Here is a 24,178-nt window from a genome sequence, read left to right as displayed (position 1 = left end):
TAATTATGTATAGCAAAAAAGCCTCCAAGAGGAGGCTTTTCTATTATACATAATTATTAACCTAAAAGCTTAAGCACTGCTTGTGGAGCAGAGTTGGCTTGAGCCAGCATTGCTGTACCAGCTTGTACCAAAATTTGATTTTTTGTGAATGCTGTCATTTCAGTAGCCATATCAGCATCGCGGATACGGGATTCAGAAGCAGACAAGTTTTCAACCATTACGCCTAGGTTGTTAACTGTGTGCTCCAAACGATTTTGTACCGCACCAAATGTAGCACGTTGTTCAGAAACAGTACTAATTGCTGCTTTAATTTTTGCAATGGCGCTGTTTGCGTTAGTGGCATTCGATCCAGCAACTGAAAGACCAGAAATAGCTAAACCTGAAGCCGCCATGCTCTTAAGGCTAATAGAAATAGTAGTATTTGCATCAGCGCCTACTTGGAAGCTGACAGATGTAGCAAGCGTAGCACCGGTAGCCGCACCAGCACCCAAAAGTTGAATACCATTAAAGTTAACCGTTTTAGCGATATTGTCAATTTCTCCAAGAAGTTCAGTAACTTCCAATTGGATCTTCGCACGGTCAGTAGTGTCATAAGTTCCGTTCGCAGCTTGGTTAGCCAATGTGTTAATACGTTGCAGCATGGAGTGAACTTCGGTCAAAGCACCCTCAGCTGTTTGAATCAGGGAAATACCGTCTTGAGCGTTACGTTGCGCTTGGGACAAACCGTTGATTTGGAAGCGCATTTTCTCAGAGATTGCCAGACCTGCTGCATCGTCTGCTGCACGGTTAATCCGGAAACCGGAAGACAATTTCTCCATTGTCTTACCCATTTGTGTGTTGTTGAAGTTCAAGTTGCGGTTAGCGTTCAACGCGCCAACGTTTGTGTTAATAAACATTCCCATCGTAATCATCCTCCGTGATTTGGTTTATATTGGCTACATCCTTGTGGCCTAAATAATATATCGGTCAAACTTTCATATAACTTTATACCTAAAATCAAAAAATTATTTTTTTTCATCAAAATAAAGAGAGCTTTGGCCTCTACGGTTCATACCATAGTAAGCGTTCATCATTAGCTTTCGATCACTTACCGATTTCATATCCCCTCCTGTTTCGTTAACAGAGTCATGAAGACGTTGTTCGATTAAATTCAGAATACCAACTATGTCTTCCATTATAGCTGCAATTGAAGACTCAGTCAGGCCTCCAGCCAGTTCATCCAAAGCCTCAATTTCACCGCAAATTTGATCCCATTGCTGTGTTAATTGTAGAAATGGCTCGCCATATCGATCTTCCATATCCTCAGAAGATAGCACTCGCAACTGTGACTGTGCACATTCAAGCAATGCGGCATAAAGCTTCTGTCGCTTATTAAGAAAAGATTCCCTTTGCTTATCCAAGACTAACTTCCTTCCCGATCTGCTCCCAGGCAGATTGAAGTTCTTTGAGCAGGACAATGACTTCAGCAACATAACTTTGTTCTTTCCTTATGTTTGCCTGAACCAATCGATCAACGATGTACAAATATATATTTTTAAGATTGCTGGCTAGCTCGCCGCCTTCACGTTCATTTAGAGAAGACATCAATTCATAGACAATATCCTGCGTCTTCTGAATGAATGTATTTGTATCCTTAACATTGCCCTCCTGAATAGCTTGTTCAGCACGAGTGGCAAATTGCACCGCGCCATTATACAGCATCAAGGTAAGGCGGTGAGGCGAAGCCGTCTCATATTTATTACGCTGGTAGCTTTGGTAGGCTGACATGTTTTGCATGGCCATTACTTTCATCTCCTATTAGAATCTAAGATTTACTCGAAGCTGTGAGAGCATTAAGTTGTCCGGCCATCCATTCCTTCTGACTGTTTAATTTAGAGAGAGCTACTTCCAATTGAACATACTGCTTCTTCAAAGCTTCCTCTTTAAGAATCAATCTTTGATTCATGCTCTCCATCTGTTCATTAATAAACTTAATCTCTGTATCATAGCCTTCCATACGAGAGGCTAGCAAGCCATTAGCCTTTGTCCAATCATTCAAGCGATCTTTGGCTACGGAGCCAAGTCCTTGATCACCTTTGAACAACTGCTCAACCATACTCGGATCAGCCGTTAACTTTTCTTTAAATAACTCCTTATCAAAGTCCAGCTTTCCCGTCATTAATGCAGCAGTCTTTACACCTTTATCTATCTCAAGACCAATCATAAAAAGCGCATCATTTTCAGAAGCACCCTTAACACTGCTTACGATGTCATATAACTCTCTCTGGAGATCTCTTAATAATGAATCCCCTTGAAGATTTGTCCTAAAATTTTTGTAGGAACCATCGGCATTTTTTTCATTAGTCAACTTCTTGGTGTTTTCACGAATAAGGTTGACCACATCGTTATATGCATTAACAAAGGTTTCTACCTTTGCCGCAATTTTATCGACATCCTGCTTTACTTCCACATTTACTGTGGTATTCTCAGCCAACAAATTCAGTGTGACACCAGGGATCGCGTCCTTCACAGAATTACTGGAGCTTTCCACTTCGATTCCATTGACTTTAATTTTAGCTAATTGTGAAGTTACTTTGGATTGAAGGGCAAAAGCCCCCGTACCTTCCATATCAATCGTCTTCCCGGATTCTTTAGCTGTTACCACTAAACTCTTCATACCTTCAGCAGTTTGAACTATAGAAGCTTGAACATCTTCACCAAATTGCTTGTTAATTTGTTTCGATATTTCTACGAGAGCCTCATCAAAAGTTTTACCTACTAATTCAACATTATCTAAATTAAGACCAGTACCGCCGATTTTAATACTCTGGGCAGCAAGCAAGTCTGAATTACTGAATGACTTTGCATCTCCGTTAGCTTCTTTTACTTGGAAGGATCCTGTCGCATTCACCTGTTGCTTCGCCAACTGAATGATCTCTACAGAATAGTTACCATTAAGTGCATTATCCCCGACAGTTGCTGCAAGTTTTGTTGCATCTGAGCTAACAGCTCCACTTAAGTTAAAAGAGTCCAAATCAGACAAATTGGTTGCGGCATCGCGCAGTGTCTTTAGCTTTAAGTTGATATTGTTGAATACACTTTTAGTGTTAGTAACATTTGTTTTCTTATTTTCTAAATTATTATATGGAATACGTTCTATATTCATCAGACTGCTAATAATTTCAGCAGTATCTAGACCCGATGCTAGACCCATTAAACTAATTCCCATATCGAATCACACCTTTCTTTAGATTTTCTCATCAAAAAACATTCCGACTAGTTCCTTCATTTTGATAGATAGATCCACCAAAAACTCCGGCGGCAAGCTAGAAAGGACTTCCTTCGTTTCCAAATCAATAATTTCAACATACAACTGAGCGGCATCTTCATTGTACTTGAATTGCAAATGCTTACCGGAAGAAGCTATCGAGTGATTTAGCTTTTTGATTTCTTCTTCAAGACTTAATTTCTCTTCATCGGTTAAGGATTTATAATCTAGGCTCCGTGTAGCTAAGCTTGTCTGAGCTAGTTCGTCAGAATTGATCCTTGCCATAGCTCCCCTAAAATGATGAACCGGTGATTCCTTGCCTATTGGATTAATATTCATTCCAACCCCACCTAAATTGTAATATGGCATTACATTTTAAAGTTCTTAAGCAGGTTCAAGATTTGCTCCGGTTGAATGACACTAGGTTGTTCTCTTGCTGCATTATTCTCGGAGGCAATTCCGATATAAAGCTCTTGGCGTAGTATTTGAACTTCTTTGGGTGCCACAAATCCAAGTTTGATTTGATCACCCTCAATGCCTAAAATTTGAACCTGAATCTGGTCTCCAATCATTACAGACTCCCCCAGCTTACGCTTCAGAACGAGCATAACTCACTCCTCCTTCCGTTGAAGGAGGTGCCGGATCGGTAGTTCCTGGTCATGGATAATATACTGACATCCTTGCTGAGAATGAGGAGCCAGGAGGACGGGAGCTTTCAAGTTCAAAAACAATTGCTCCTCTTGAATATTCACGATCAACATAACAGCCATATCATCTGCTTGTCTCACCGCAAGAAGATCTGCCACTTCGTCGGATATTGCAAAGTTATAGTTATCTACCGCCTGATGAGCCTCAATTACAATAAAACTGATCTGCTCATCCAGTGCATGAAGAATAAAAAAAGGAGAGTCTTCAATCGGTATCAAAACGTATTCGTGAATGGACGGAACGCCTACGATACCCGCTCCAAAACGGTAAATATGATTCGGCTCTATAACAATGCGGCCATATACCTCGCTATCAATAACAACGGTGTCTGCCTGATCCGCGTGTTGGTTCATTTCGGAAGAGCTCCTCTCGCTTCAACGTTAATCTCTGGCGGATAAATTCGAAAATCTATATAAACCCCTTGTTTGGGGAGTGCTTCTATTGTAATTTCCTTCTGTCCATTACGCATATACCTCTGATGAGCAATATTCCCGAAAACATTCTTCTCGCCCGAAGAGATATTAGCTACCCTGTCTCCTTCTTGGGCTTTGGCCGCAATATTCTGTAAAATTTCACCTTGAATTCTACCTTCTATTTCGCGCATCAAAGAGTGCGGCCGTTTTAGCTCCAAATCATCGAATACACTTGACCAATCTGTAATCATTTCCGGAGAGGTTAAACGAACGGTAAGCTCCGCTGGTCTATATTGTCCCCAATCACTAGAAGTCATCGGCTGAATACCTGGCATTACCATCCCCTCCTAAATAAAGCTTGATAATATTATCTTAGAAAATCCAGAAGAGAGGTCTGCATAACTCTAGCACCAGTGGATAAAGCCGCCTGCAGTACGTTTTCCTTCATTTTCAAGTTCATAATCGCCTCGGAAAAATCTACATCCGCCACATTAGAGCGCTGTTCCTTCAAGTTTACATGCTCACCTTGAATCCGGTTCTCCATTAACTCAAACCGATTCATACGCGCCCCGATTTCTGCCCAGCTAATAGCCATATGATCGGAAGCGGCGTCAATTTTATCAACACTTGCTGATATTGTAGCGACGTTATTGGAATCCAGAGCAGAGACAAGCTCATCTAACACTCCGAATACATTATTGGGAGAATTAGCCTGTCCAAATACAATCTCGCCGGTGATACTCACAGGAACTTTAACTGCCGGACTTACATTCAAATAATATAATCCCGGATCAGTGTTCTCTCCCACAGCTCCGTCTACCGTGTACGGGGCCTGATCGGTCTTCTGACCGTTAAAAAGATACCGACCATTATAAGTACTGTTTCCGATCGTTACCATCTGTTCCTTCAGCTGCTGAACTTCAGCTGAAATCGTCTGTCTCTGCTGAGCATCCAAAGTACCATTTCCTGCTTGCAAAGCCAATGTTCTAACACGCTTCATCACATCACTCGCCTGCTGCATCAAGGAATCCATTGTCTTCAAAATCTCGGTTCCTGTCTGCGCATTCATCAGAAACTCTTCGCTTCTGGCGAGGTCTGTGTCGTAGCGCATTTGGTAGCCGACGCCTACCGGGTCGTCACTCGGCTTGCTGATTCGCTGGCCTGTTGCCAGCTCTTGCTGTCCTTGCGTCATAGCAAAGTTAATATTGCGCAAATTACGCAGCAACTGGATGTTTTGCATTGAACCTGTTACACGCATACTGATTTAGCCTCCTATTCCTAATCATTACCTACCAACATGACCCATTTGATTAATAATTCGGTCAAGCATTTCGTCTACAGCCGTCATATTACGCGCCGCTGCATTATAGGCTTGCTGAAAGCGGATCATATCCGCGAATTCTTCGTCCAAGGAAACGCCGCTCACGGATTGGCGCTGCATTTGCAGGTTGTCTGTCATGCTGTACTGATTCTCGTAATTCCGCAGCGTATTGCTTGCCCGAATCCCCAAATCGCCGACAAGTGCCCGGAAGTAGTCGTCCGTGGAACCCGTCGAGAGCGAGGTTAGATTTGCCGGGAAGGTAAACAAGGCGTCACGCATTGAAGCTAGAGCATTGGCAATATCACTATTCCCCCGAATGACTTTATTGACCCCGTTCACATTCTCGAATTTAGAGGATGCCGCGATATTATTCGTATTGCTTATAATGTCCGGGTTAACGCGGATGTCATCGATCGTGAACCCTCCCCCTGTCGAGACAAAGAATGGGATGCCTGAAGCCGGCGGATCGGTAAGTGAGTAACCCAGCTGATGCAATCCATTGAATCCTTTGACCATAACATCTACGGATGAAGTAATCGTGGAGCCAGCCGGAATATTTTGCCCAGCCGGGATAAGCGCACCGCCTTGCAAAGTCACATCATTGAGGGCCACCATGTCCTGTGAAGTAATATATCCATTGTTGAGAGTAACCTTGACATCCCCTGTCACGAGCGTGCTCACCAGTGCATTCAGTTGGTTGCGGATCGTGCTTGTCTCTTCCAGCGATCTGTTGTACCCATTGAGCTGCCCAGCAGTAGCTGTAGCAGCACTGGCCGCTGTTAAATACGTTATATTCTCCCCTTCGAGCACGTTCGCTCCTGCGGAGACTATACTGACCATGCCGGCTTCGTCTTCCACGAACTGCACGTCAACGATCGTCGATAGTTGATCAATTAACAAGTCTCTTTGGTCACGATAATCGTTTGCATTATCGCCAAAGCTCTCATTGTCGCGAATTAGAGCATTCAATCTAGCAATATTGTCGAGAATATTGTTCGCTTCCATAACCTTCTTGTCGATATTCGCTGTAAGATCGCTGGTTAAATTATTTAAAGAAGTGCTTATATGCTGCAGCGTATCCGTCAGGTTGCTGGCTGCTCCAGCGACGGCTACCCGGGCACTTAACAGAGATGGATCGCGGTTAAGCGTCTCCCAAGCGTTCCAGAAGTCATCCATGACCTTGCTGAGCCCGCTGCCTGATGGTTCGTTCATAATGCTTTGGATAGAAACCATCGTTGAGTTCAGCACTTCCCAAGAGCCTAGAAACTGATTCTCCCGCCGAAATTGCGTATCGAGAAAGCTGTCTCTAATACGCGTAATACTTCCGTACTCGACACCCGTTCCAAGCATCCCTGGCTGCTGGCTTCTCGTCATCCCCATCGCCCAGATCGGCCGTGCTTCCGTCGTATTTACACGCTGGCGCGTATACCCTTCTGTGCCTGCGTTTGCGATGTTATGTCCCAAAGTCTGCATTGAAGTTGTATTGACGAATAAGGCGCGCTTACTCGTTTCTAATCCATGAAATGTGGAGGTCATCATCATTCTCCTTTATAGATGTTGTTCAAAAAGTCAATCTTTGATCACGAAGCAGCCCAGGAAGTTTATTCGGCATCGAATCTTGAATTCACCCGAGCCGAGCCTATGCTTTCGAAGTATGTTTCCTTCGGAAACATTTTAGGTGCACACGTAGGTTTGCCTGTGTATGCTTCCGTAGTCGTTTTCTTCGAAAACGTGTAACAGTGCCTCCTCAATCTCTAGTTTCATTCAATCTAGGGCGTTTGTAAAAACGCACATCGAGAGCGTATACTTCGGTGCTGAAATTTTTACTTTTTGAACTCGTATTTATATCATCAAAAGTTTAAGCTCTTGTATCGAAGTTGCTTCTTGCCGAGCTTCTTCTCTCCTGCTGCTGAGGAGGCGCATAAGTGGCTTCTTCATCCATGCCGCCGACCATCAGGTTCAGAGAAAAGTCGATAAAAGAAAGCGACTGATCGATCAGGCTTTGATTTAACGTATTAATATGCTTGAGCTTGCTTAAGCGATCGCTCAGCTTGTTTTGAATCTCGGAAAGAGCCCGTTTCTCCTCAGGATCAAATACTAGCCGAAGCAATTCTGTAATAGTTAATTCCAACTGGGATTTAATTCCCTTCGATTGCAAAAAGGCTTGCGCCGACGCCAGGATTTGCTTCTCCTGCTCTTCAATGCCTTTAAGCATCTTTGATTCCTTAGACATCGTACGCACCAATGCGTCGTACTCGTTGCTAATGATCGCTTGCTTCTTCTCCTGCATTACTTCAAGCAATGCCTCATAGCGCTGATCCATTTCTTCCAGTGCATCAATCAATCCTTGAACTGACATAACTGCCCCCTATTTCTCAGTCAGCGACTTAAAATACGGAGCGAGCTTCTCTGCCAGCTTGCCGGCATCGACATGATACGTACCCGAGGATACTTGGGCTTTCAGCTCTTCAATCCGTTCTAAGCGCCGAGGATCTTGTACCTTCCCCTGTGCCTGCAACAGCTCCATCGCCTCCGTTGAGATGGACACCTCATCCTTGCGGCGTGCTTTGCGGTCTGATTCCTGACGCTGTGATTCAATATGGCGTTGATAACTATTAATGGCTCCGACCCGTCCTGTTTCGTTGATCTTCATGGGCTCCACCTTTCTTTCCAAATTAAAAAAACCGATAATCTTTACTAAGTTTATCGGCGTAGGTTGAAACATTGTTAATAGCGAACTATAGGTTTATTTATATTATTATAGCAATATTTGAGTACTCTTAGCCTTACTGGTTACGGAATTTGTCGACAGCGCCGTATGCCCCGGTGCCTTTTCGTTCAGCAGAGTCGTTTTGACCGGCTCCGGAATCCTCCTTAGCCGCAGCGGTGAAATCTCGCGTTAGACGAGCGCGGCATGAATCGCACATGTTGTTCTCGCGGATAAGAACCCCGCATACTTCACATGGATACATCATATTCGGATTGTCGGCCACAGTAATGCGGCCCTCTTTGATGAACTTCGTAATCTGTTTGATCGAAACGCCTGTTGCTTCCGAAACTTCTTGAATAGTAGCCGTCTTCTCTTCTCGCAAATATTTCAGACATTTCTCATACTCTTGCTCAATATCTTTAATGCAGGAAGGACAGATGTCTCTGAAATTATTGGCGAACAGTCTGCCGCAGCGCGGACAATTTCCTAAATTCATAACTATTCCCCCTACTACTACATTCGTAAAGCTGTTTATGATAGATTACCTTATTTTAGGGGTGTTCGTCCATATTTTCATACAAAAATACTGCGTTTTGTAAATTTTAAGATCTTGCCCAGGTCAAACTGTAAATTTCCCCGCCAAAGCCGAGCTCCCCGCAAATGCTTTGCAAAACGCCAGCACAGGCATTAATCGTACTCCCTGTCGTGTAAACATCATCCACCAGCAGCAAACGAATTACTGCACCATGCTCAAGAAATGTTCTGCGGGATTCCGAAATGACCCTTCCGAGCTGCTCCGGCGCATCGGGCAACGCCTGAAATACTCCCTGCATATTCCTTAATCTCTCATTCCTGCTCTTGAAACTTTGTTTATCAGTATGCCGGGAACGCATTAATAAATTTAGCAAGGGCAGCCTGCCTCTTCCAACACACCACCCAACCAATGCTGCCCCCTTAGCCAGCTCTTCCGCCTGATTGAAGCCCCGCTCCCGCCATCTTGCCTCGCTTAGTGGAACAAAAACAACACCATCAAAGGTAATTCGTTGCGATTTGAGCTCCTGCTTCATTTGCTCCATGGCGCGTCCCATCATGCGACTCAGAACAGTACTATATGATTCATGCCCCCGATATTTGTACTGGGCCAACCACTGACGCATAGAGGCACTATACGCAACACTACTTCGATTCATGACAAAGCTGCGCTGCACTCCCCCTTTGCGACTGCAATCAGGACACCCGACATGACGACCGCAAGTCCAGCAGCGAGGCAGCGTGATCCAAGGGATACTCGAATAGCATGGCGCACACAATTCAGAATAGCCAGGAACGCATATGGAAATCATTTTGCCGCAAGCCAAGCAGGAGCTTTCACCCTTGACCAGCAGTTGCTGGATCGGCTTGAACATCCCAGACCAGAGCTGACCAAAACTTTCCCGTGAAAAACACATCACTTCTCCCCCTCTCATTCCCATTCTCCTTCAAAACCGATGCCCCCCCATCCGCCCTACATCGTAGATCATACGAATCTCCTTTCAACTGCTATACATTCTCTTTATTAACTGACCGTATCCTCACTTTAATTTATAGTAGTGTCGCGTAAGCAATGGTCGGAGTGCGATCATAACTTTTACTCCAGTGAGGTCTGCCTTAAGCTTAAATCTGATTTTTATAAAAATAGACGTTAGTCTGTTCGCTGCTCTGCCGCGCGGAGGAAGCCCCTTTTTAGAGCGATTCTGTTCATCGATTTTATCTGCTTCACGGCTGCGCGCTGGGACACCGTCCACTCCGGCGATGCGAAAATAACAACGCCTGCGGGATCGTCTTTGGATCGCCCGGCTCGGCCTGCCATTTGAACGAGAGACGCCTCATCAAAAAGCGCGCTATCGGCATCCAAAATATATACGTCGCTTTTCGGCACAGTGACACCTCGCTCTAGAATCGTCGTTGTTGCGAGAATGCGAATTTCCCCCGAACGGAAAGCCAGCACCTTCTCAGCACGCCCCTCGTCCTGCGAGGAAGTGCCCGCAATCGAAATATCAGAAAATTTGCGCCTCAAAAGAGCAACAAAAGGCTCGATATGCTTAATACGGGAAACAAACATAAATATTTGTGCTCCTCGTTGAATGGATTTATGTAAGGGATGCAGCAATGAGCCGGGCAGCCGCTGACGCTCTACCGCCTCCTTTACGGAATTCATAGTAATCCGCCGGGGTACGGGCAAGGGATAACCATGAAATCGCGCCGGAACTTTAGCATGCGGGAGCTTGCCTTGCTGGATCTGGCGCTGTAAAGACCGCGGAGGCGTGGCGGACAGAAATATAAAGCGCCCATTCGGCTTGCAGGACGCTTCTGCGGCGAAAGCAAGCATCGGGTCGTTATGATAGGGGAAGGCATATATGTTGAAAAGTAAATAATAATAAACTTAATATTAGATTAGGAAGAAAAAAATAACCACTTTGGCTTATGCCTCGGTGGTCTCTTCATTAACTAGCCCGCTGACTTAGTCGGTGGGTATTTTTATTTCACATTATGTTCGTATAATGTTCCCCCTATACAAATGCGTATAGCCATGTTATTATGTATATAACAAATCAAGCGGAGGTAATGAAAATGAAAAACATTATGACAGCGGCATGGGCAATTGCAAGACAAGGAGCAGCACAATTCGGAGGAACGGCTAAAGAATACTTTGCAGCAGCTTTAAAGCAAGCGTGGGCTAACGTTAAAGCCTGGGCGGCAAAGGCTACGTTTGAACTGGCTGCTGACACTCGCAAGGCTCGCACATGGCTGGCTCAAATCGTTGGAACGCATCCTACATACAAATTGGATCGGAAGTTTCTGAACGAGGATTACAGCAACGAGTACGGCGAGAAAGTATTCCGCTTAAACAATGGTTTTTACGAGTACAACGACGGTCGCCGTCGTGGAATGTTTGAAGTAGTTAATGGAGAAATCCGCAATGTTGATCAAAACAGCGTACTGGCGGCGATTGCGTAATGGTTAGGCGTATTGATTTAACGGGGAAAATGTTTGGAGATCTGGAGGTAATTCGACTGAGCGACCGAAGGGACAAAAATAACAACCTTCTTTGGGAATGTCTTTGCACCTGCGGTAAAACTACACATGTACCTACTGGCAGCTTAAACGCCGGGTATTATAAAAGTTGCGGCTGTAAGAGAGTTGCAAAGCGGAATAAAGGTGCATTAAAGCACATAGCCGCGGATCGTATAGATGGTACACGCAAGACAGCTCTTAAAGCCAAATTACATAAAGATAATAAGAGCGGACACAAGGGGGTTATTTGGATGGAGTCCCGGCAAGAATGGAAATCTTACATTGGATTTAAGGGCAAAAATATCACGCTGGGATATCGAAAAAACAAAGAAGATGCAATAACTCTACGTAAGGCAGCAGAGGAAAAATATCATAAACCATATTTGGAGGGACAAGATGAGTAACTGGACAGGATCGGGAATATGGGACGGTTGGACAATAAAAGATGACACGCTAATAAGTCCCACAGGACGCGGGTACAAGCCTAGCGACATCGAACCGGAGTTTTACACACAATCCGACTTAGCGCGGCTCCTTGGCGTAACCAGAGGCGCTATAGCAGATCGTATGAGACGCGGAACGTTACCGCCTTACGATAAAGATAAAACTTGGCGATATGATACCATTAAGCACTTGCTATAATTGTTCACAATTCGTTCCCATCTGTTCCCCTATACAACAGAGTGTAGGAGTGGTATATTTGTATTAACAGCAAGGGACGGCAGACAAAATTAAAATCAAAGGAGCGAATGAAAATGGTAAAAGTAATGTATGAGGATATCGTGGTAGGCGAGGTAGTTACAAATCGCAGCATGACGGTTTATGAAGCGCTGGAATTGATCGGGTTTAACGAACAGGAGTTTATCGAAGCTAACGGGTTTGATGACATTGATTATAACGATTTCAAACTTGTGTATTAATAAGGGAAGGGTGATTTAAGTGAAAAAGTATTATGCAATAATCAACGACAACACAGGCGCCCCAGCCTCCAAGATCGACGAGGACAATGATCTTCGTTTAGACCTCATCGAAGGTGCTGAAAAAGAAATCTACGAACACGCCGCTGAAAAGGGTGCTACTCGCGTCCACCTCTACGAACACAGCTTTGACGACTACGACAACAACGTTTACACATACCTAACAACTAAATCGGTAAGATAGAATCAAGCCCACCGACCATATAGGTTAGTGGGCTTGTATATATTAATTCGCTTGTTCTGCTGCGTCCCGGTCGCGTCCAGTACGTGGCAAAGCGCGAGACACTTGCTTTTTTGACAGGATTGCTTTAATATCGTGGTAGGATAAATTCATTTCAAGAAGCGTAGAGATTTGCCTTTCTGCTGTAAGAACTGCCTCAAGTTCTTCGGCTGTTAGGTGATCTCTTATTTTTTCGTCTTTTTTCAGTCCGAGTTCTAAGCGCAAATCTTTTGCACTCATCCCGAACAAGTGCTTATAGACGAGTTCTGTGTAGTTCCTGTATTGAAATTTCTTGTTAGGGCTTTCTTCGACGTAATCACGGATTGAATCGGTCATTGTGCGTCTAATAGTAATGCCTGCATCGCGCAACACCTGTTGACTGATACGGCCTACACGGATGGCATCGAGAATATCATACACCCAATCCATAAAGTCGTCTGCGATAGGTTGCCTACTATAACGAATCACATCAAAGATACCTTTTACTTTATAAACGATGTGTTCGCGTTCGCGTCCGTCAACCCCCGTCAGTTTGACGGTACTTGATAGTCGGTCTAAGCGATCGGCGTTCCGACGGTGGATGACTTCAATAGAACTCGCCGGGTCGCGATATTGCAACGCTCTCCCAATCTGCTCCCGCGTCATGTAAACTTCACCATGCTCGTCCATCCAAAAGTCACATTTGATCCCCAGGAACTCGCCTTGCTTGACCAGTCTCAATTTCAATTAACATTACCCCTCTCAAATATAAAATAGGACGATTGCTCGCCCCTACAATAACATTACCTCAATTGGTTCGATTTGTAAACAGAGGATGAAACGTTCGGTTTATCAGTCCGGCACACAAGCCGTTGATACATAAGGGTTCCTGATGTTTATTTGATGTTTTAATGCTCAATTCAGTCCAGTATCATATAAACACAAAAAGCCCCACCAGCAGGACGCTGACAGGGCTTCACCGATGCTTTCGGATTTGGTTTGATTATAGCACAAGTTACTTTGTTAGTGTAGCCGTCTTAGATTTGTTATCCCATCCAACTTTTGCTCCTAGCGCTTCCCCTGCTGCCCGTAGTGGGACATATACACGGCCTTCGAGGATAAACCCGTCTTCGATCTTCTCGTCGTTTACATACACCTTTGCTTTCTCCACGTTACCAGCCTCCAATTCTGCCGCTACACGGCTTTTGAATTCGTTCCAGCCTGTCCACTTGCCGCCATTGTACATGAGCCTAGGGCATATCTTACCCGACCAGTCCCAATGCCGCCGCAACCGATCCACGCCCCAGCCTCTCTCCTTCAGCATGGATGCGACCAACTTCACGGCGTTATCCAGCGTCTTAGCGTAATTGCCGCTCTCGCATATCTCAATGCCTATCGACGTTTTATTTCCACTCTTAGCCCCGCTGCCGTCTCCTGCATGCCAAGCTGACTCATTAAGAGGCAAACATTCAATAGCTTCTCGTTCGTCCACTACAATGTGATAGGATGCTTGTCTGTTGTTGGTTGGATTAGTGAGCCAGTTACGCTCTCCTGCTGCCGTGCTGGACGGGTTTCCAGTGTTGTGTATGGTAATTGTCGTAGGAGTCATAGAATGCCTAGGGCGGCGATTGCAAGGCGTGTTATACGGTATATAGTCTTTGCGGTAGATCATTTGCTGTCACCACTTTTTCCCTTTAGCACTTCCACAGCCTTTGTAAGCATTGGAGGGATTGGAGCGCCGATTCTCCCGGCGTTTTCAATCAACGACAACAACTCATTTGCAAGATAGAAAAACACAGCTGCATCCCGAAATAAATGAGAGTCGCCAAGCGCCGTATCTACCAAGTGGGCAACGGCGACAATGGCAAAGATAGAAACCTTTTTTGCAATTCCCCAGTAGCCTATGGTGCTGTTTAAAGTTCCTTCTTTGAACGCTGCACCAATGCCAGTTAAATAATCAATCACCACAAAAGCAAGTAAGATACTAAGCAAAGACGACCACCCTCCAAATAAAAAAGATGCCGCCGATCCACCAACGGCAACAATAACTTTAAGTGCATTATCCATTTTGTTCACTCTCCTTGATTTCTTCTAAACGTTTGTTTATTGCGCCTTGCACAGCCTGCAATACCCTTTTTTCCTCGCCTGGATAAAAGGCGAGTACGGCATTAATAACCTCGCATAACTCCGGTACAGTGGGGTAAATCTCAATCTTAAGCGTGTTTTGAATAATGGCCATGTAATCACTCCTTAGGCATAATAAAAGGCCCCCACTATGTGGAGACCTCAGTATTAAGTATGTTATTTCTTATTCCAGTCCTACAATCTTAGCTTCCGAAAAATCTACTGTTCCTTTAAATTTTACATTCCCTTCGAAAACAACATCACCTTGAATAACTGTTTCCCCAAAGGAACGAATGAGAAGATCCTTAGCAGCTATAATGTGGAACCCGTTCGGAACCGAGTATACTTGTCCCTTCAAGTCGCTAGATTGGTCATAAAAAGCCAACCCACTCATGCCAGCTTCGTCATTAATTCCTAATGCAACCCGTTTTTTGTCTGCTTCGTCATATGTGATAAGACCCTTTTCATTTATTACTACCTTAGCAACGCTATTTGTTTTCTCATCATTTTTCACGACTTCACCAACAACCGACGTCTGAACATTAGCTAAAGCCGATTGGCTCGAAATAGCAACGACAATGCCTAAGAAAAAACCACCAATGATATAAGCCCACTTTTTCATTAATTTACCTCCGTTGGAAAGTGTTTAGGACTATTATACTTGATCCTATTGATTAGGTAAACATTACGGCATTATTACAGTTGCACCGCTAAAATCAACGATACCTTGAAACCTAGTAACCCCATACGCTCTGAAAAACAATTCGTTTTGCGCAATAATATGGAGATCGCTCTCATATTCATAAACTTGGCCTATTGTCGTTTCGAACGAGTTTTTAAATGCGAACCCCGTCATTCCAGATTCACTATTGTTAGCTAAAACAACCCTCGCCCTACCCGAACTGTCACGAGAAGTGAAGCCGGATGAGTTTAGTTCTATTCTACTTCCAGAATATGATGTTCTTATGGTGGTTCCCGTAATCATGCCGCCTTCTATCTCCGCACCCTCAATATACCCACCATAGATATTAGATGCTGTTATATCCCCCTCAAATTCTGCTCCTACGGCCCGCATAATCCCGTTGCTGTCTACGCTAAAGTTATCCCCTATTTGGATGCTGCCCCCGATGAATTGCCCGGCTCGTACAACGCCTGTAAATTCGTATTGCTGATTGATTGGGTCAAAGTAAAGAGAATCGGTATATGAGCCGCTTCCGTTACCTTTTTGCATCCTAAATTCATCAGCGTTCCAAATAGACCGCGCCAGTTTGTCGTAACGTTCAATTACAATACCGTCATCGGGGCCGATCTTAACGCCATACATCCATTTGTCCTTGCCTACTGTAGTGGTTTGGATGCGGTATATAGCGTCCTGGATGCCGTCAATGTAGTTGGCAATTACTACTTTGCTGTTTATACGGCGCTTAGGGCTGTAGGTATATTCGATTATCCGCTGCTGCTCGTTTATGCCTAGTTCCTCGTCGATTATTTGAACCGTGTCACCTAGTTCGAAGTCCTCTAGCCCCTCAAATTCTGGCAACGTGTTAAGTTCCAGCACATCCACCTCATACGCTGTCAAAACCTCACCAGACTGCCCGTTAACGTCTTTTACGATGCCTTTAATGTTCTTACCTAGCCGGAACTGTCTGCCGCGATCATAACCTCTTCTAGCAAGCAGATTGACCGTGTATTTATCAAACTCTAACTCTCCGCCTGTCTGTGCGGCGATTTCCAGCAATACAGCCCGAACCGTAACGCCCTCTTTAAGGTCAACACTGATATAGTTCGAAAACGCCACGCCACCAATGCTAAATCCTGTGCCTTGTAAAGCCCTGCCAAGCAGCGTCCACGGTTCCCCTGTATGAATAAACCCGCCCTCAAAAACAGTAAAGAGCAGATCATATGCGACCTGCTCACATTCTACCGCTATTATTACACTGCCATCCTCCGCACGGGTTCGGCGGTGTTTGACGATGTTAAACCATTGTCCTTCTACTTCTGCTATATTTCCGACCTGGATATATTGGCTTTTGTCGTCAACGAGATAAACCGAGAATTTAAGTAGATATTCGCCGTTGATTTGTTCGCTTATCTCGTCGTTGAAATAATCCTCTAGTATGGCTATAGGTTGTTTTTGTGAGTTTAGGATGGTTATCAATGTATCACCTCCAATGCAAACAAGCCCTAAAATTAATCTCTGGGCTTGTTGCACAGTATCGTCCTGCATCTATGTTATAGAGTCGTTCTAAATCCTTGAGCGTTACAAACTCATACGCCTGTTTGCTGGGTAGCGTCGTTATATTGTTCATTTCTTTTTTTTATAAGCCTGATATGTTTAAGTTTCATGCATTTTTTTTCGATAAAATGCCAGGAAAATATGGAACATAGTAACGTTACGAAAAAAGAAATTATGAAATTCTCATAATGACCCATTTTCCCGCCATGAAGATATGTCACCAACTGTTGAACGGGGAAAGCGTAAACGTACATTCCGTATGAAAAGTCGCCAAACTTAGAAAATTTCGAAATGTTAATAGATGAATTAAAGGAAAAATAAAAAATAAGGTAGCTAAAGGAAACAATTAATAATTCAGGTGGCAAGTCATTAAATGGAATAGATATGAATGTTAAGAGCAAACAAGTTAAAGCAATATACTTATCCAACGGAATACAATCTCGAAAAATATAGAAAACCATTCCAGCTGAAAAACAAGCGAAAAACTCTATTATAAATTGCACATTCATATTATAAACAGTAATGCCTTTGCCAATTCCCAGGGTCAACATAGATAACGAAATAAAAAATAGAAGAAACACTAAACGTTTACTATTTAAAAGTCCGAATAAGCCCAACAAACCTACAAATAGATAAAATGTAAATTCATATTGCAGAGTCCATAGTGATCCGTTAACTACCTCCGCGAATACGTTGTTTTCGAAAACTCCTGGCAAGTTAAAATTAATACCATATAAAGTGATATTGCTAATGTACTTATAAGTCGCTATGTCAGAAAAGTAATCTTTGATAGGTAGTGTGGTTATTGCAGGCCCTAGTACAAAAACAGTTAAAAGTACCACAAATATTAATGCAGGAAAAATCCTAAGAACCCTAGACTTAAGAAAGACTGAGAAATTTTCGGTTCTAAGATAACTTTGGGTTATTAAGAATCCGCTTATAACGAAAAAAATTAAAACGCCTAGGTGTCCATAGGTATCACGTGTTCCTATTGCTTCCGGTTCAGTGTAACCGGACAAAGCATAGGAGTGCGAGAAGATAACCATTGTTGCAGCAACAAACCTGATAATATCAAAATTGTTTTTTCTTCCTGAAACGTAGTCGCCTATCATTGGAACTTGCGATTTTGACAAGATATGTATCCCCTTCGATTTTATAAAGTTAACATGTTAACTTATACCACAGATAACATCAATAAACAATTAATTTACGAAGGGTTCCATATCTAGTTTTGTTTCTTACTTCCTTACAATTTTGATTCTACAGGGGATTGCTTCCTTATCCCTTGTTCTACTGACTTGTACAAGCTCCCATAACGATCCACGGCCCGGATACCGCCAGATTTAAAGGCAATGTCCAGTAATTCAGCAATTTGGATGAGGTGTGATTTATCTAGATTTTCTACTTTGTTTTCCATAGTTATCCCCCTTAGTTTCCTGATCCTATATTATCAGCAATGACAACGCCAGTTGTCGATGTACCTGCGTAAGCGGCCAGCATTAAAGTTCCAGGCGTAGACCCAGGCTGAAATCTCAAAACAGCTTTTCCGACTCCCGGAGGTTCTGAAAGTGAGCTTGTTATTTTACTCATGCCGAGATTGCCCTCTTTATCCATTGTAAATTTATTGTTATTAAAATGCGTTGTTCCGGTGTCATTGTTTAGTCCAATAAACCAGTCATCATCGTTATTTCTGAAAAGTAGGTATGGCCCCTCAACGTTAAAATCCCAACCAGCATCTAGGTTTCTGCGAAATCTTATTTTTTTCGATGTGTGATGCCCAAACGTAATTCCTACTGGCTCAGCAAGATCAGACCACATTCCAGGATCCCTGTGTTGGATGTCAGAGTCAATATATATTCCATGGTCTACATACCCGGTCACGAGTATTCCGGTTCCGAATCCGATGGAGCTTTGTAGCCCATTGTCCGGGTCTGCCGGGCGTGGACGTATAGACAAACCACGCGTACTGTGTTTCGTTGACCAGTCAGGATATAATTGTGCGACGAACATGAAATGTTCAGGATCTGTCAGTGTTGGATCTGCCGCTTCAAGCCAATTATCGTATGTGTTCCTTGTATTAGCTTCCAGAGCTATACCATGCACAAGATTTCCATCATTGCTAACTCTTAGCCACGATGCCCATAAGTCCCCACCGCTGCCACCACCGTCTGGATCTCGATCGACAGAACCGTGAACATGTATTACCTGGCCTATATGTTCATATCTGTTTGGCGCATACGAAAACATTTCGATAAGCTGCGAGGCAAACTTTTCGTCAGTATCAGGCATGATAACGGTTTGAATCGCTTCTTGCACAACCCATGGGGTAGTTGCTTCTTGGTTTACTGAAGTGAATAACTGACTTCGGCGCACAGGATCGCTACCGGTATACGGATTATCGGGGCTGCCGTATGTGACTGATGACCAAATGCCATAGTCGCCTTGAATTTCAGACGCCCCCATATCGATATAATCTGAAATTGGTCGATGTTGAGGGTTCTGCATCCCGGAATCTGCTAACTGCGCATCAGACGAATCCAACCTGTCGCCTAACATTGCATGCCCTCCGCGTGCTGCCTCAACCTCCGCCCTCGTGTTTGGATCACTGTCGTCGCCGCCTAAGATTAGGTCATTTATTTCTTGCTTTAATTTGTCCAATGCTTGCTTTGCATTATTAGCACCAACCACAGCACCGGAATAAGGTATGTGTTCCGCTGGGTGGGCATTGGTGGAGTTTTCATGAGATTTTAATTTATTTTCAATGTCTGTTTTGTTAGCCGCCACTTCTTTATTAAGCTTATCAAAATTGCGATTAACCTTTGGATACATTTGTGGTAGTGTATCTGGTGGGTTACCATTATCCGCCCCTTTAATTATTTCGATGTCTGCCATAGTGATCACCTCTTATGCATATTTCTGACGGAATTTAAGAGTCATTGTAAAGTTAAGCCCCGAACCACCAATAACTATATTTGATGTACCAGGCGGCAATTTGCCAAACTGACCATTGGTGTTTTGTAGCACGTTCAAAGCCCCCGCCATTGCCGTCTTGCGTTTAAAATCAATCGTCAGTGTTCCAGCGAAAGGGACGTTATATCTGAAAACAACACCGCCGACCGAAAGAGATAAAGAAGAAAACGCCCCCGAAATCTCAATGATCGGCTGGGCGTTTTGATTACCATAGTTATAAACTGTTAAGGTTTGCGGGCTTGTTATCGGGAAAATGTATCCTGTGTCCACGTAAATATCAGAGTCCACAACGATTAAGCTATCGACGTTGATTTCGTGTGACAAATACGTGCTATATGCAAACGGATCATAAGCCGTAAAAGGCAAGGTGAACATCCCTAACCCGGCGATACGATCTATTTGCAAGTCGCCGCTGTATCTAACCATGTACTGTCGATCCGGTTGATTGGCAAACACGACAGGCATTGTTCGCGGCCTACCGTCGCCATCCAGCAGGAACGCCGCAAGGTTAGAAACACGGCCTTGTAATTCGATGTGATTACGTGCCATAAAGGCACATTCTAACTCGAAGGATCTCGGCCCCATTGTAGCGCCGAAATCATATGCCCCGTGCATCCCTGGAACCGTCTGTATATTGTCCACTGTAGAGGACAGGACAGGGCGCTGAGTCTTCCCAAACACGCCCATGCCTAACTCTCTTGGTGTTTTACCATCTAGCGTTAATACTGCATCAGATGCCATTATTGCGCCCCTCCTAATCCTCTTGTTCTTTGTGTGAACATGCCGCCAATTTCTTGGGATATCAACTTAATGTCGTTATCGTTGCGAACAACGAAGTTTGCCCCGCGGAACATATCCGCAAAATTATTCGTTGTGCTCCCTGCTACTTGCGAACCCCCGCCTTGAAGCGATGAGCCAGCAGCAGAGGACACGCCACTAGCGTCGAAGCTCATTGCACCAGCAACAGCAGAAGAGACAGCAGAGGCCGATTTAACAGCTTCTCGTGCTGTGTCGCTTATGCCGTTAGCCAAGCCCTGCACAACGTTCTTTCCATAGCCCATCATTAGACGAGATGGTGACTTGATGCCAAAGAAGTCTTTAACCCCGTTAGCTATACCATCCGCTATATCTTTAGCCGTGTTTACTACAGCATCTTTCATTCCCTTGATGCCATTTATAAGTCCTTCAACGATGTTTTTACCGATGTTCTTCATGGTTTCGAAGGAGTTGCTAAACAGCCCCTTGATGCCTTCCCAAATCGACGACACAACTGATTTTGCATTTTCCCAGGCCCCTGCCCAATCTCCTTTAAAGATGGACAACCAGGTTTGGATGATGCCTGAAATAACGCCGATTGCAGTTTCTACTACTATTTTGATAGTATTCCACGTGCCTTGAAACACGGATTTTACAATATTGAATATTGTCTTGAAGACGTTTGTAATCACGCCCCCCCAATTGTCCCAAAAGGCTTTTAAATCGTTGAATATCTTCTTGACCACTTCGAAAATGATACCAAACACCGTGGTGAATACGATCTTAAGGATTTCGAAATAAGCCTTGAATGCAGATACGATCGTATCTCCCCACTTATCCCAAAACGCTTTAATCTCGTTAAAAATAAATTTGATGAAGTCCCACACGGCTTTGAAGATTGTCGTCCAAATGGTCTTGTAGATATCGAACACCTTTTTGAAAAAGGCTAGGATATCGTCGCCCCATTTTGCCCAGAACTCTTTTATCGCGTTGAATATTGTCTCAGCTGCGGATTTGATGGCCTCCCAAGCCGCATTAAGCCCCTCTCGTACTGTTTCGTTGTTGTTGTATAGATAAATCAACCCGGCGGCTAGAGCAGCGACAGCGGCAATTATAAGCCCTATAGGGCCTGTTATCGCCGCGAAGGCTGGCCCTAACTTGGTAATCAACGGCAACAGTGTGCCGACCGAGCTAACTATCTGCCCGACAATTACTAAAGCTGGCCCCAATGCGGCGACCAGCCCTAGTATCACGAGAATTATTTGTTGGATGACTGGGTTAAGCTTAGAAAACCAAGTCGCCATAGCTGCGAAGGCATCAATCATGGGTTGGACGGCTTGCATTGCGTTAATCAAGATGGGAATTAATGCGGATCCAATCGTTATTCCAACATCTTTTATGCGGTTCCACAGCATTTTCAATTGAGAATCGAAGGTCTTATACCTTTCATTCGCCTCATTTGTCAGCGCCATATTCTCTTCCCAGGCATCGTTACTGATTTTAACGGAATCAGCAAACAATTCATTTGCGTTACCAGCACGAAGTAAGGAGTCGCGAAGTCTAATTTCCGTAATGCCCATTTCTTGCAGCATATTGATTGCAGAATCCCCTGCCGCTTCTGCGTTGCCAAGCCCATTTATAAATGATCCTAGCGCGCCGACAGCATCCACTTCGAAAGCTTCCTTGAACTGGACAGCGCTCACCCCAGCTACTTTGGCGAAGTTTTCTAAGTCAACCCCAGCGTTAATAACAGCCTTCAATTCGCCTTTTGTCATACCTAAAGATTGAGCCAAGTCAGCAAAGTCCATTGCTGCGTTCGCTGACATCAATTGCATGTCACGCAACGAAATTCCCGTTTTTTCGGACAGCTCTTGAACCTTACCGAGTCCCGTTGTAGCCGCAACTTGCATGCGTACCATAACCCGGCTCATGGCCGATCCGCCCATCTCTGCCTCAATACCAACACTGGAAAGGGCCGCTGCAAGACCTAGTATATCCGCCTCACTCATACCAATCTGCGAACCAGCACCAGCGAGGCGCAAGGCCATCTCGATTATCTCTTGCTCTGTTGTTGCAAAGTTATTACCTAGATCAACAACGGACGAGCCTAGTCTATCAAAATCCTGTTGAGACATTTTCGTGATGTTCGCGAATCTCGCCAACGCTGTTGCCGCATCGTCTGAACTCATGTTTGTTGCTACACCCATGTTAACCATGGTCTTGGTAAATCCGAGTATAGCGTCGTTTTGGATCCCCAATTGTCCGGCAGCTTCCGCGACTGTGGCTATTTCCGTTGCGGCTTGTGGCATTTCTTTAGCCATATCACGTATGCCCTGTTCAAAAACGGCAAACTCTTCTTCTGTTGCGTCTACGGTTTTCCTAACTCCAGCGAAGGCACTTTCAAAATCGGATGCTGCTTTAAGGCTTGACGCTCCTACTGCTGCAAGCGGAACGGTAACTCCCTTGGTTAGAACTCCGCCAACCTCGGTCATTTTCTGCCCGGTTTTTTTCAAAGACTCGCCCATAGCGTCTAAATTACGCTTGGTCTTCTCTAACTCTCCTTGGAGAGTCTTCAATCTACCCTCAGTACCTTCGAGCTCACGCTGGAATGCACGGTATTGCCCCTCGTTTATCTCGCCTTTAGCAAACTGTTCATTAACTTGTTGCTGTGCAGCCTTCAAGCTATCAAGCTTTTCCCTTGTAACTACTACAGCCTCGGCAAGCAATCTCTGTTTCTGCGCTAAAAGTTCCGTGTTCTTAGGGTCAATCTTTAGTAGTCGGTCTACTTGCTTTAGCTCGGCTTGGATATCTCTACTACGCTTATTTACCTCGGACAGGGCTTTCGATAGACCCGTGGTTTCAGCGCCAATTACAACGTTAATACCGCGTATACTCTCTGCCATCACAACCCACCTGCCCTAGCATATGTTTTCCCTTTGATCAGGTTTGTGATGGTGTCCTTGTGCACGCCGTATACTCTAGAAAAATACATAGTTCCAAACGGCCCGCCATTGCGCTTGTGCAAGCTTCTGATTTCTTCAACTTCTTCATTTGTTAATTTTGCTTTTGGGTTCTTCTCCCCATATCTTTCATATGGGGCTTTCAATCCCGTGTCGTAAGCGTGTTGAATATTGTAACTAAATGAGCACCATTCAAGATTTTGAACATTATTATTCGTTTTATCCCCATTCTTATGATTCACGCACTGATGACCGTCTTCATTTTTAATGAATGCCAATGCCACAAGTTGATGAATTTTGAATGACTTCCCTCTTCCGCCTTTCATCAACACAACTTTCTGGTACCCAAACTCATTATATTGAGGGGTGAGAAGAACACCTTTGTATTGCATGGAACGACCGTTCTTATCTAATACAGTTCGATCTAAGCTTCTAACCTTACCGGTATTAGAAACTTGATAGTACCCCTCATATCCAGGCGCGTCTTTCCAGATTTCTGCCAT

The 24,178-nt window shown here is 44.2% G+C and carries 31 protein-coding genes and 1 pseudogene; 5 read left to right on the top strand and 27 right to left on the bottom strand.

The window, feature by feature from the left end:
- Positions 1-56 precede the first annotated feature (56 nt).
- The 15 genes and pseudogenes from CZ379_RS07560 to CZ379_RS07485 form a co-directional block, all read right to left on the bottom strand.
- On the bottom strand, positions 57-902 hold the full coding sequence (locus CZ379_RS07560; RefSeq protein WP_110931099.1) for a flagellin N-terminal helical domain-containing protein: 846 nt from the start codon (positions 900-902) through the stop codon (positions 57-59).
- Positions 903-1,004: 102 nt separating this feature from the next.
- Positions 1,005-1,400 (bottom strand): hypothetical protein, encoded by a 396-nt coding sequence (locus tag CZ379_RS07555; RefSeq protein ID WP_110931098.1) that lies wholly within the window; start codon positions 1,398-1,400, stop codon positions 1,005-1,007.
- Positions 1,393-1,782 (bottom strand): flagellar export chaperone FliS, encoded by a 390-nt coding sequence (gene fliS / locus CZ379_RS07550; protein WP_110931097.1) that lies wholly within the window; start codon positions 1,780-1,782, stop codon positions 1,393-1,395. The genes CZ379_RS07555 and fliS overlap by 8 nt, the downstream gene beginning before the upstream one ends.
- A gap of 22 nt (positions 1,783-1,804) precedes the next feature.
- Complete coding sequence (gene fliD, locus CZ379_RS07545) at positions 1,805-3,208, bottom strand: flagellar filament capping protein FliD (RefSeq protein ID WP_110931096.1); 1,404 nt, start codon at positions 3,206-3,208, stop codon at positions 1,805-1,807.
- A gap of 18 nt (positions 3,209-3,226) precedes the next feature.
- Positions 3,227-3,586: a flagellar protein FlaG gene (locus tag CZ379_RS07540; RefSeq protein ID WP_110931095.1), complete on the bottom strand. Its 360-nt coding sequence runs from the start codon at positions 3,584-3,586 to the stop codon at positions 3,227-3,229.
- A 29-nt stretch (positions 3,587-3,615) separates the two neighbouring features.
- Positions 3,616-3,855 carry a carbon storage regulator CsrA gene (csrA, locus tag CZ379_RS07535; RefSeq protein ID WP_110931094.1) on the bottom strand — a complete coding sequence of 80 codons (240 nt, stop codon included), beginning with the start codon at positions 3,853-3,855 and terminating at the stop codon, positions 3,616-3,618.
- Between the two features lie 3 nt (positions 3,856-3,858).
- Complete coding sequence (fliW, locus tag CZ379_RS07530; RefSeq protein ID WP_110931093.1) at positions 3,859-4,308, bottom strand: flagellar assembly protein FliW; 450 nt, start codon at positions 4,306-4,308, stop codon at positions 3,859-3,861.
- Positions 4,305-4,703: a DUF6470 family protein gene (locus CZ379_RS07525; protein ID WP_110931092.1), complete on the bottom strand. Its 399-nt coding sequence runs from the start codon at positions 4,701-4,703 to the stop codon at positions 4,305-4,307. Before CZ379_RS07525 ends, fliW begins: the two co-directional genes overlap by 4 nt.
- Before the next feature lie 32 nt (positions 4,704-4,735).
- Entirely contained in the window at positions 4,736-5,626 is an 891-nt protein-coding gene (gene flgL, locus CZ379_RS07520; RefSeq protein WP_110931091.1) for a flagellar hook-associated protein FlgL, read from the bottom strand.
- A 27-nt stretch (positions 5,627-5,653) separates the two neighbouring features.
- Positions 5,654-7,225, bottom strand: coding sequence for a flagellar hook-associated protein FlgK (flgK, locus tag CZ379_RS07515; protein WP_110931090.1), 1,572 nt, complete (start codon positions 7,223-7,225; stop codon positions 5,654-5,656).
- 322 nt (positions 7,226-7,547) lie between these two features.
- Positions 7,548-8,048 carry a flagellar protein FlgN gene (locus tag CZ379_RS07505; RefSeq protein WP_110931088.1) on the bottom strand — a complete coding sequence of 167 codons (501 nt, stop codon included), beginning with the start codon at positions 8,046-8,048 and terminating at the stop codon, positions 7,548-7,550.
- A 9-nt stretch (positions 8,049-8,057) separates the two neighbouring features.
- Positions 8,058-8,342 (bottom strand): flagellar biosynthesis anti-sigma factor FlgM, encoded by a 285-nt coding sequence (flgM, locus tag CZ379_RS07500; protein ID WP_110931087.1) that lies wholly within the window; start codon positions 8,340-8,342, stop codon positions 8,058-8,060.
- A 133-nt stretch (positions 8,343-8,475) separates the two neighbouring features.
- Positions 8,476-8,895 carry a TIGR03826 family flagellar region protein gene (locus CZ379_RS07495; protein ID WP_110931086.1) on the bottom strand — a complete coding sequence of 140 codons (420 nt, stop codon included), beginning with the start codon at positions 8,893-8,895 and terminating at the stop codon, positions 8,476-8,478.
- Between the two features lie 106 nt (positions 8,896-9,001).
- On the bottom strand, positions 9,002-9,847 hold the full coding sequence (locus CZ379_RS07490) for a ComF family protein (protein WP_110931085.1): 846 nt from the start codon (positions 9,845-9,847) through the stop codon (positions 9,002-9,004).
- Between the two features lie 233 nt (positions 9,848-10,080).
- Positions 10,081-10,797: pseudogene (locus tag CZ379_RS07485) on the bottom strand (helicase-related protein); the annotation flags it as partial.
- Between the two features lie 212 nt (positions 10,798-11,009).
- Between CZ379_RS07485 and CZ379_RS07480 the strand changes: the two are divergent.
- The 5 genes from CZ379_RS07480 to CZ379_RS07465 all read left to right on the top strand — a co-directional run bounded on the left by CZ379_RS07480 (position 11,010) and on the right by CZ379_RS07465 (position 12,614).
- On the top strand, positions 11,010-11,396 hold the full coding sequence (locus CZ379_RS07480) for a hypothetical protein (protein WP_110930973.1): 387 nt from the start codon (positions 11,010-11,012) through the stop codon (positions 11,394-11,396).
- Positions 11,396-11,857, top strand: a complete 462-nt coding sequence (locus tag CZ379_RS07475) for an HNH endonuclease (protein ID WP_110929735.1) — start codon at positions 11,396-11,398, stop codon at positions 11,855-11,857. Before CZ379_RS07480 ends, CZ379_RS07475 begins: the two co-directional genes overlap by 1 nt.
- Complete coding sequence (locus tag CZ379_RS07470) at positions 11,850-12,095, top strand: helix-turn-helix domain-containing protein (RefSeq protein WP_110929734.1); 246 nt, start codon at positions 11,850-11,852, stop codon at positions 12,093-12,095. Before CZ379_RS07475 ends, CZ379_RS07470 begins: the two co-directional genes overlap by 8 nt.
- A 113-nt stretch (positions 12,096-12,208) precedes the next feature.
- Positions 12,209-12,373 (top strand): hypothetical protein, encoded by a 165-nt coding sequence (locus tag CZ379_RS26060; protein ID WP_199925379.1) that lies wholly within the window; start codon positions 12,209-12,211, stop codon positions 12,371-12,373.
- Positions 12,374-12,392: 19 nt separating this feature from the next.
- Positions 12,393-12,614 (top strand): hypothetical protein, encoded by a 222-nt coding sequence (locus tag CZ379_RS07465; RefSeq protein WP_110929733.1) that lies wholly within the window; start codon positions 12,393-12,395, stop codon positions 12,612-12,614.
- Positions 12,615-12,656: 42 nt separating this feature from the next.
- Here the strand turns inward: CZ379_RS07465 and CZ379_RS07460 are convergent, their stop codons facing one another.
- The 12 genes from CZ379_RS07460 to CZ379_RS07410 all read right to left on the bottom strand — a co-directional run bounded on the left by CZ379_RS07460 (position 12,657) and on the right by CZ379_RS07410 (position 24,178).
- Entirely contained in the window at positions 12,657-13,376 is a 720-nt protein-coding gene (locus tag CZ379_RS07460) for a BRO family protein (RefSeq protein WP_110929732.1), read from the bottom strand.
- Between the two features lie 268 nt (positions 13,377-13,644).
- Positions 13,645-14,301, bottom strand: a complete 657-nt coding sequence (locus CZ379_RS07455; protein WP_110931083.1) for an N-acetylmuramoyl-L-alanine amidase — start codon at positions 14,299-14,301, stop codon at positions 13,645-13,647.
- Positions 14,298-14,696 carry a phage holin family protein gene (locus tag CZ379_RS07450; protein ID WP_110931082.1) on the bottom strand — a complete coding sequence of 133 codons (399 nt, stop codon included), beginning with the start codon at positions 14,694-14,696 and terminating at the stop codon, positions 14,298-14,300. The genes CZ379_RS07455 and CZ379_RS07450 overlap by 4 nt, the downstream gene beginning before the upstream one ends.
- Positions 14,689-14,868 (bottom strand): hypothetical protein, encoded by a 180-nt coding sequence (locus tag CZ379_RS07445; RefSeq protein WP_110931081.1) that lies wholly within the window; start codon positions 14,866-14,868, stop codon positions 14,689-14,691. Before CZ379_RS07445 ends, CZ379_RS07450 begins: the two co-directional genes overlap by 8 nt.
- Before the next feature lie 69 nt (positions 14,869-14,937).
- Positions 14,938-15,375: a hypothetical protein gene (locus CZ379_RS07440; RefSeq protein ID WP_110931080.1), complete on the bottom strand. Its 438-nt coding sequence runs from the start codon at positions 15,373-15,375 to the stop codon at positions 14,938-14,940.
- 63 nt (positions 15,376-15,438) lie between these two features.
- Entirely contained in the window at positions 15,439-16,911 is a 1,473-nt protein-coding gene (locus CZ379_RS07435) for a prophage endopeptidase tail family protein (protein ID WP_199925520.1), read from the bottom strand.
- A gap of 110 nt (positions 16,912-17,021) precedes the next feature.
- Positions 17,022-18,122 carry an acyltransferase family protein gene (locus CZ379_RS07430; RefSeq protein ID WP_110931078.1) on the bottom strand — a complete coding sequence of 367 codons (1,101 nt, stop codon included), beginning with the start codon at positions 18,120-18,122 and terminating at the stop codon, positions 17,022-17,024.
- A 113-nt stretch (positions 18,123-18,235) separates the two neighbouring features.
- Entirely contained in the window at positions 18,236-18,406 is a 171-nt protein-coding gene (locus tag CZ379_RS26055) for a hypothetical protein (RefSeq protein ID WP_199925519.1), read from the bottom strand.
- A gap of 11 nt (positions 18,407-18,417) precedes the next feature.
- Entirely contained in the window at positions 18,418-19,881 is a 1,464-nt protein-coding gene (locus CZ379_RS07425) for a hypothetical protein (protein WP_110931077.1), read from the bottom strand.
- 12 nt (positions 19,882-19,893) lie between these two features.
- Entirely contained in the window at positions 19,894-20,700 is an 807-nt protein-coding gene (locus CZ379_RS07420) for a distal tail protein Dit (protein ID WP_110931076.1), read from the bottom strand.
- Complete coding sequence (locus CZ379_RS07415) at positions 20,700-23,618, bottom strand: phage tail tape measure protein (protein WP_199925518.1); 2,919 nt, start codon at positions 23,616-23,618, stop codon at positions 20,700-20,702. Before CZ379_RS07415 ends, CZ379_RS07420 begins: the two co-directional genes overlap by 1 nt.
- Complete coding sequence (locus CZ379_RS07410) at positions 23,618-24,178, bottom strand: NUMOD4 domain-containing protein (RefSeq protein ID WP_110931075.1); 561 nt, start codon at positions 24,176-24,178, stop codon at positions 23,618-23,620. The genes CZ379_RS07415 and CZ379_RS07410 overlap by 1 nt, the downstream gene beginning before the upstream one ends.

Source organism: Paenibacillus bouchesdurhonensis (assembly GCF_900155685.1).
GTDB classification, from domain to species: Bacteria; Bacillota; Bacilli; order Paenibacillales; family Paenibacillaceae; genus Fontibacillus; species Fontibacillus bouchesdurhonensis.
This window is presented reverse-complemented; position numbering and strand designations above follow the sequence as displayed.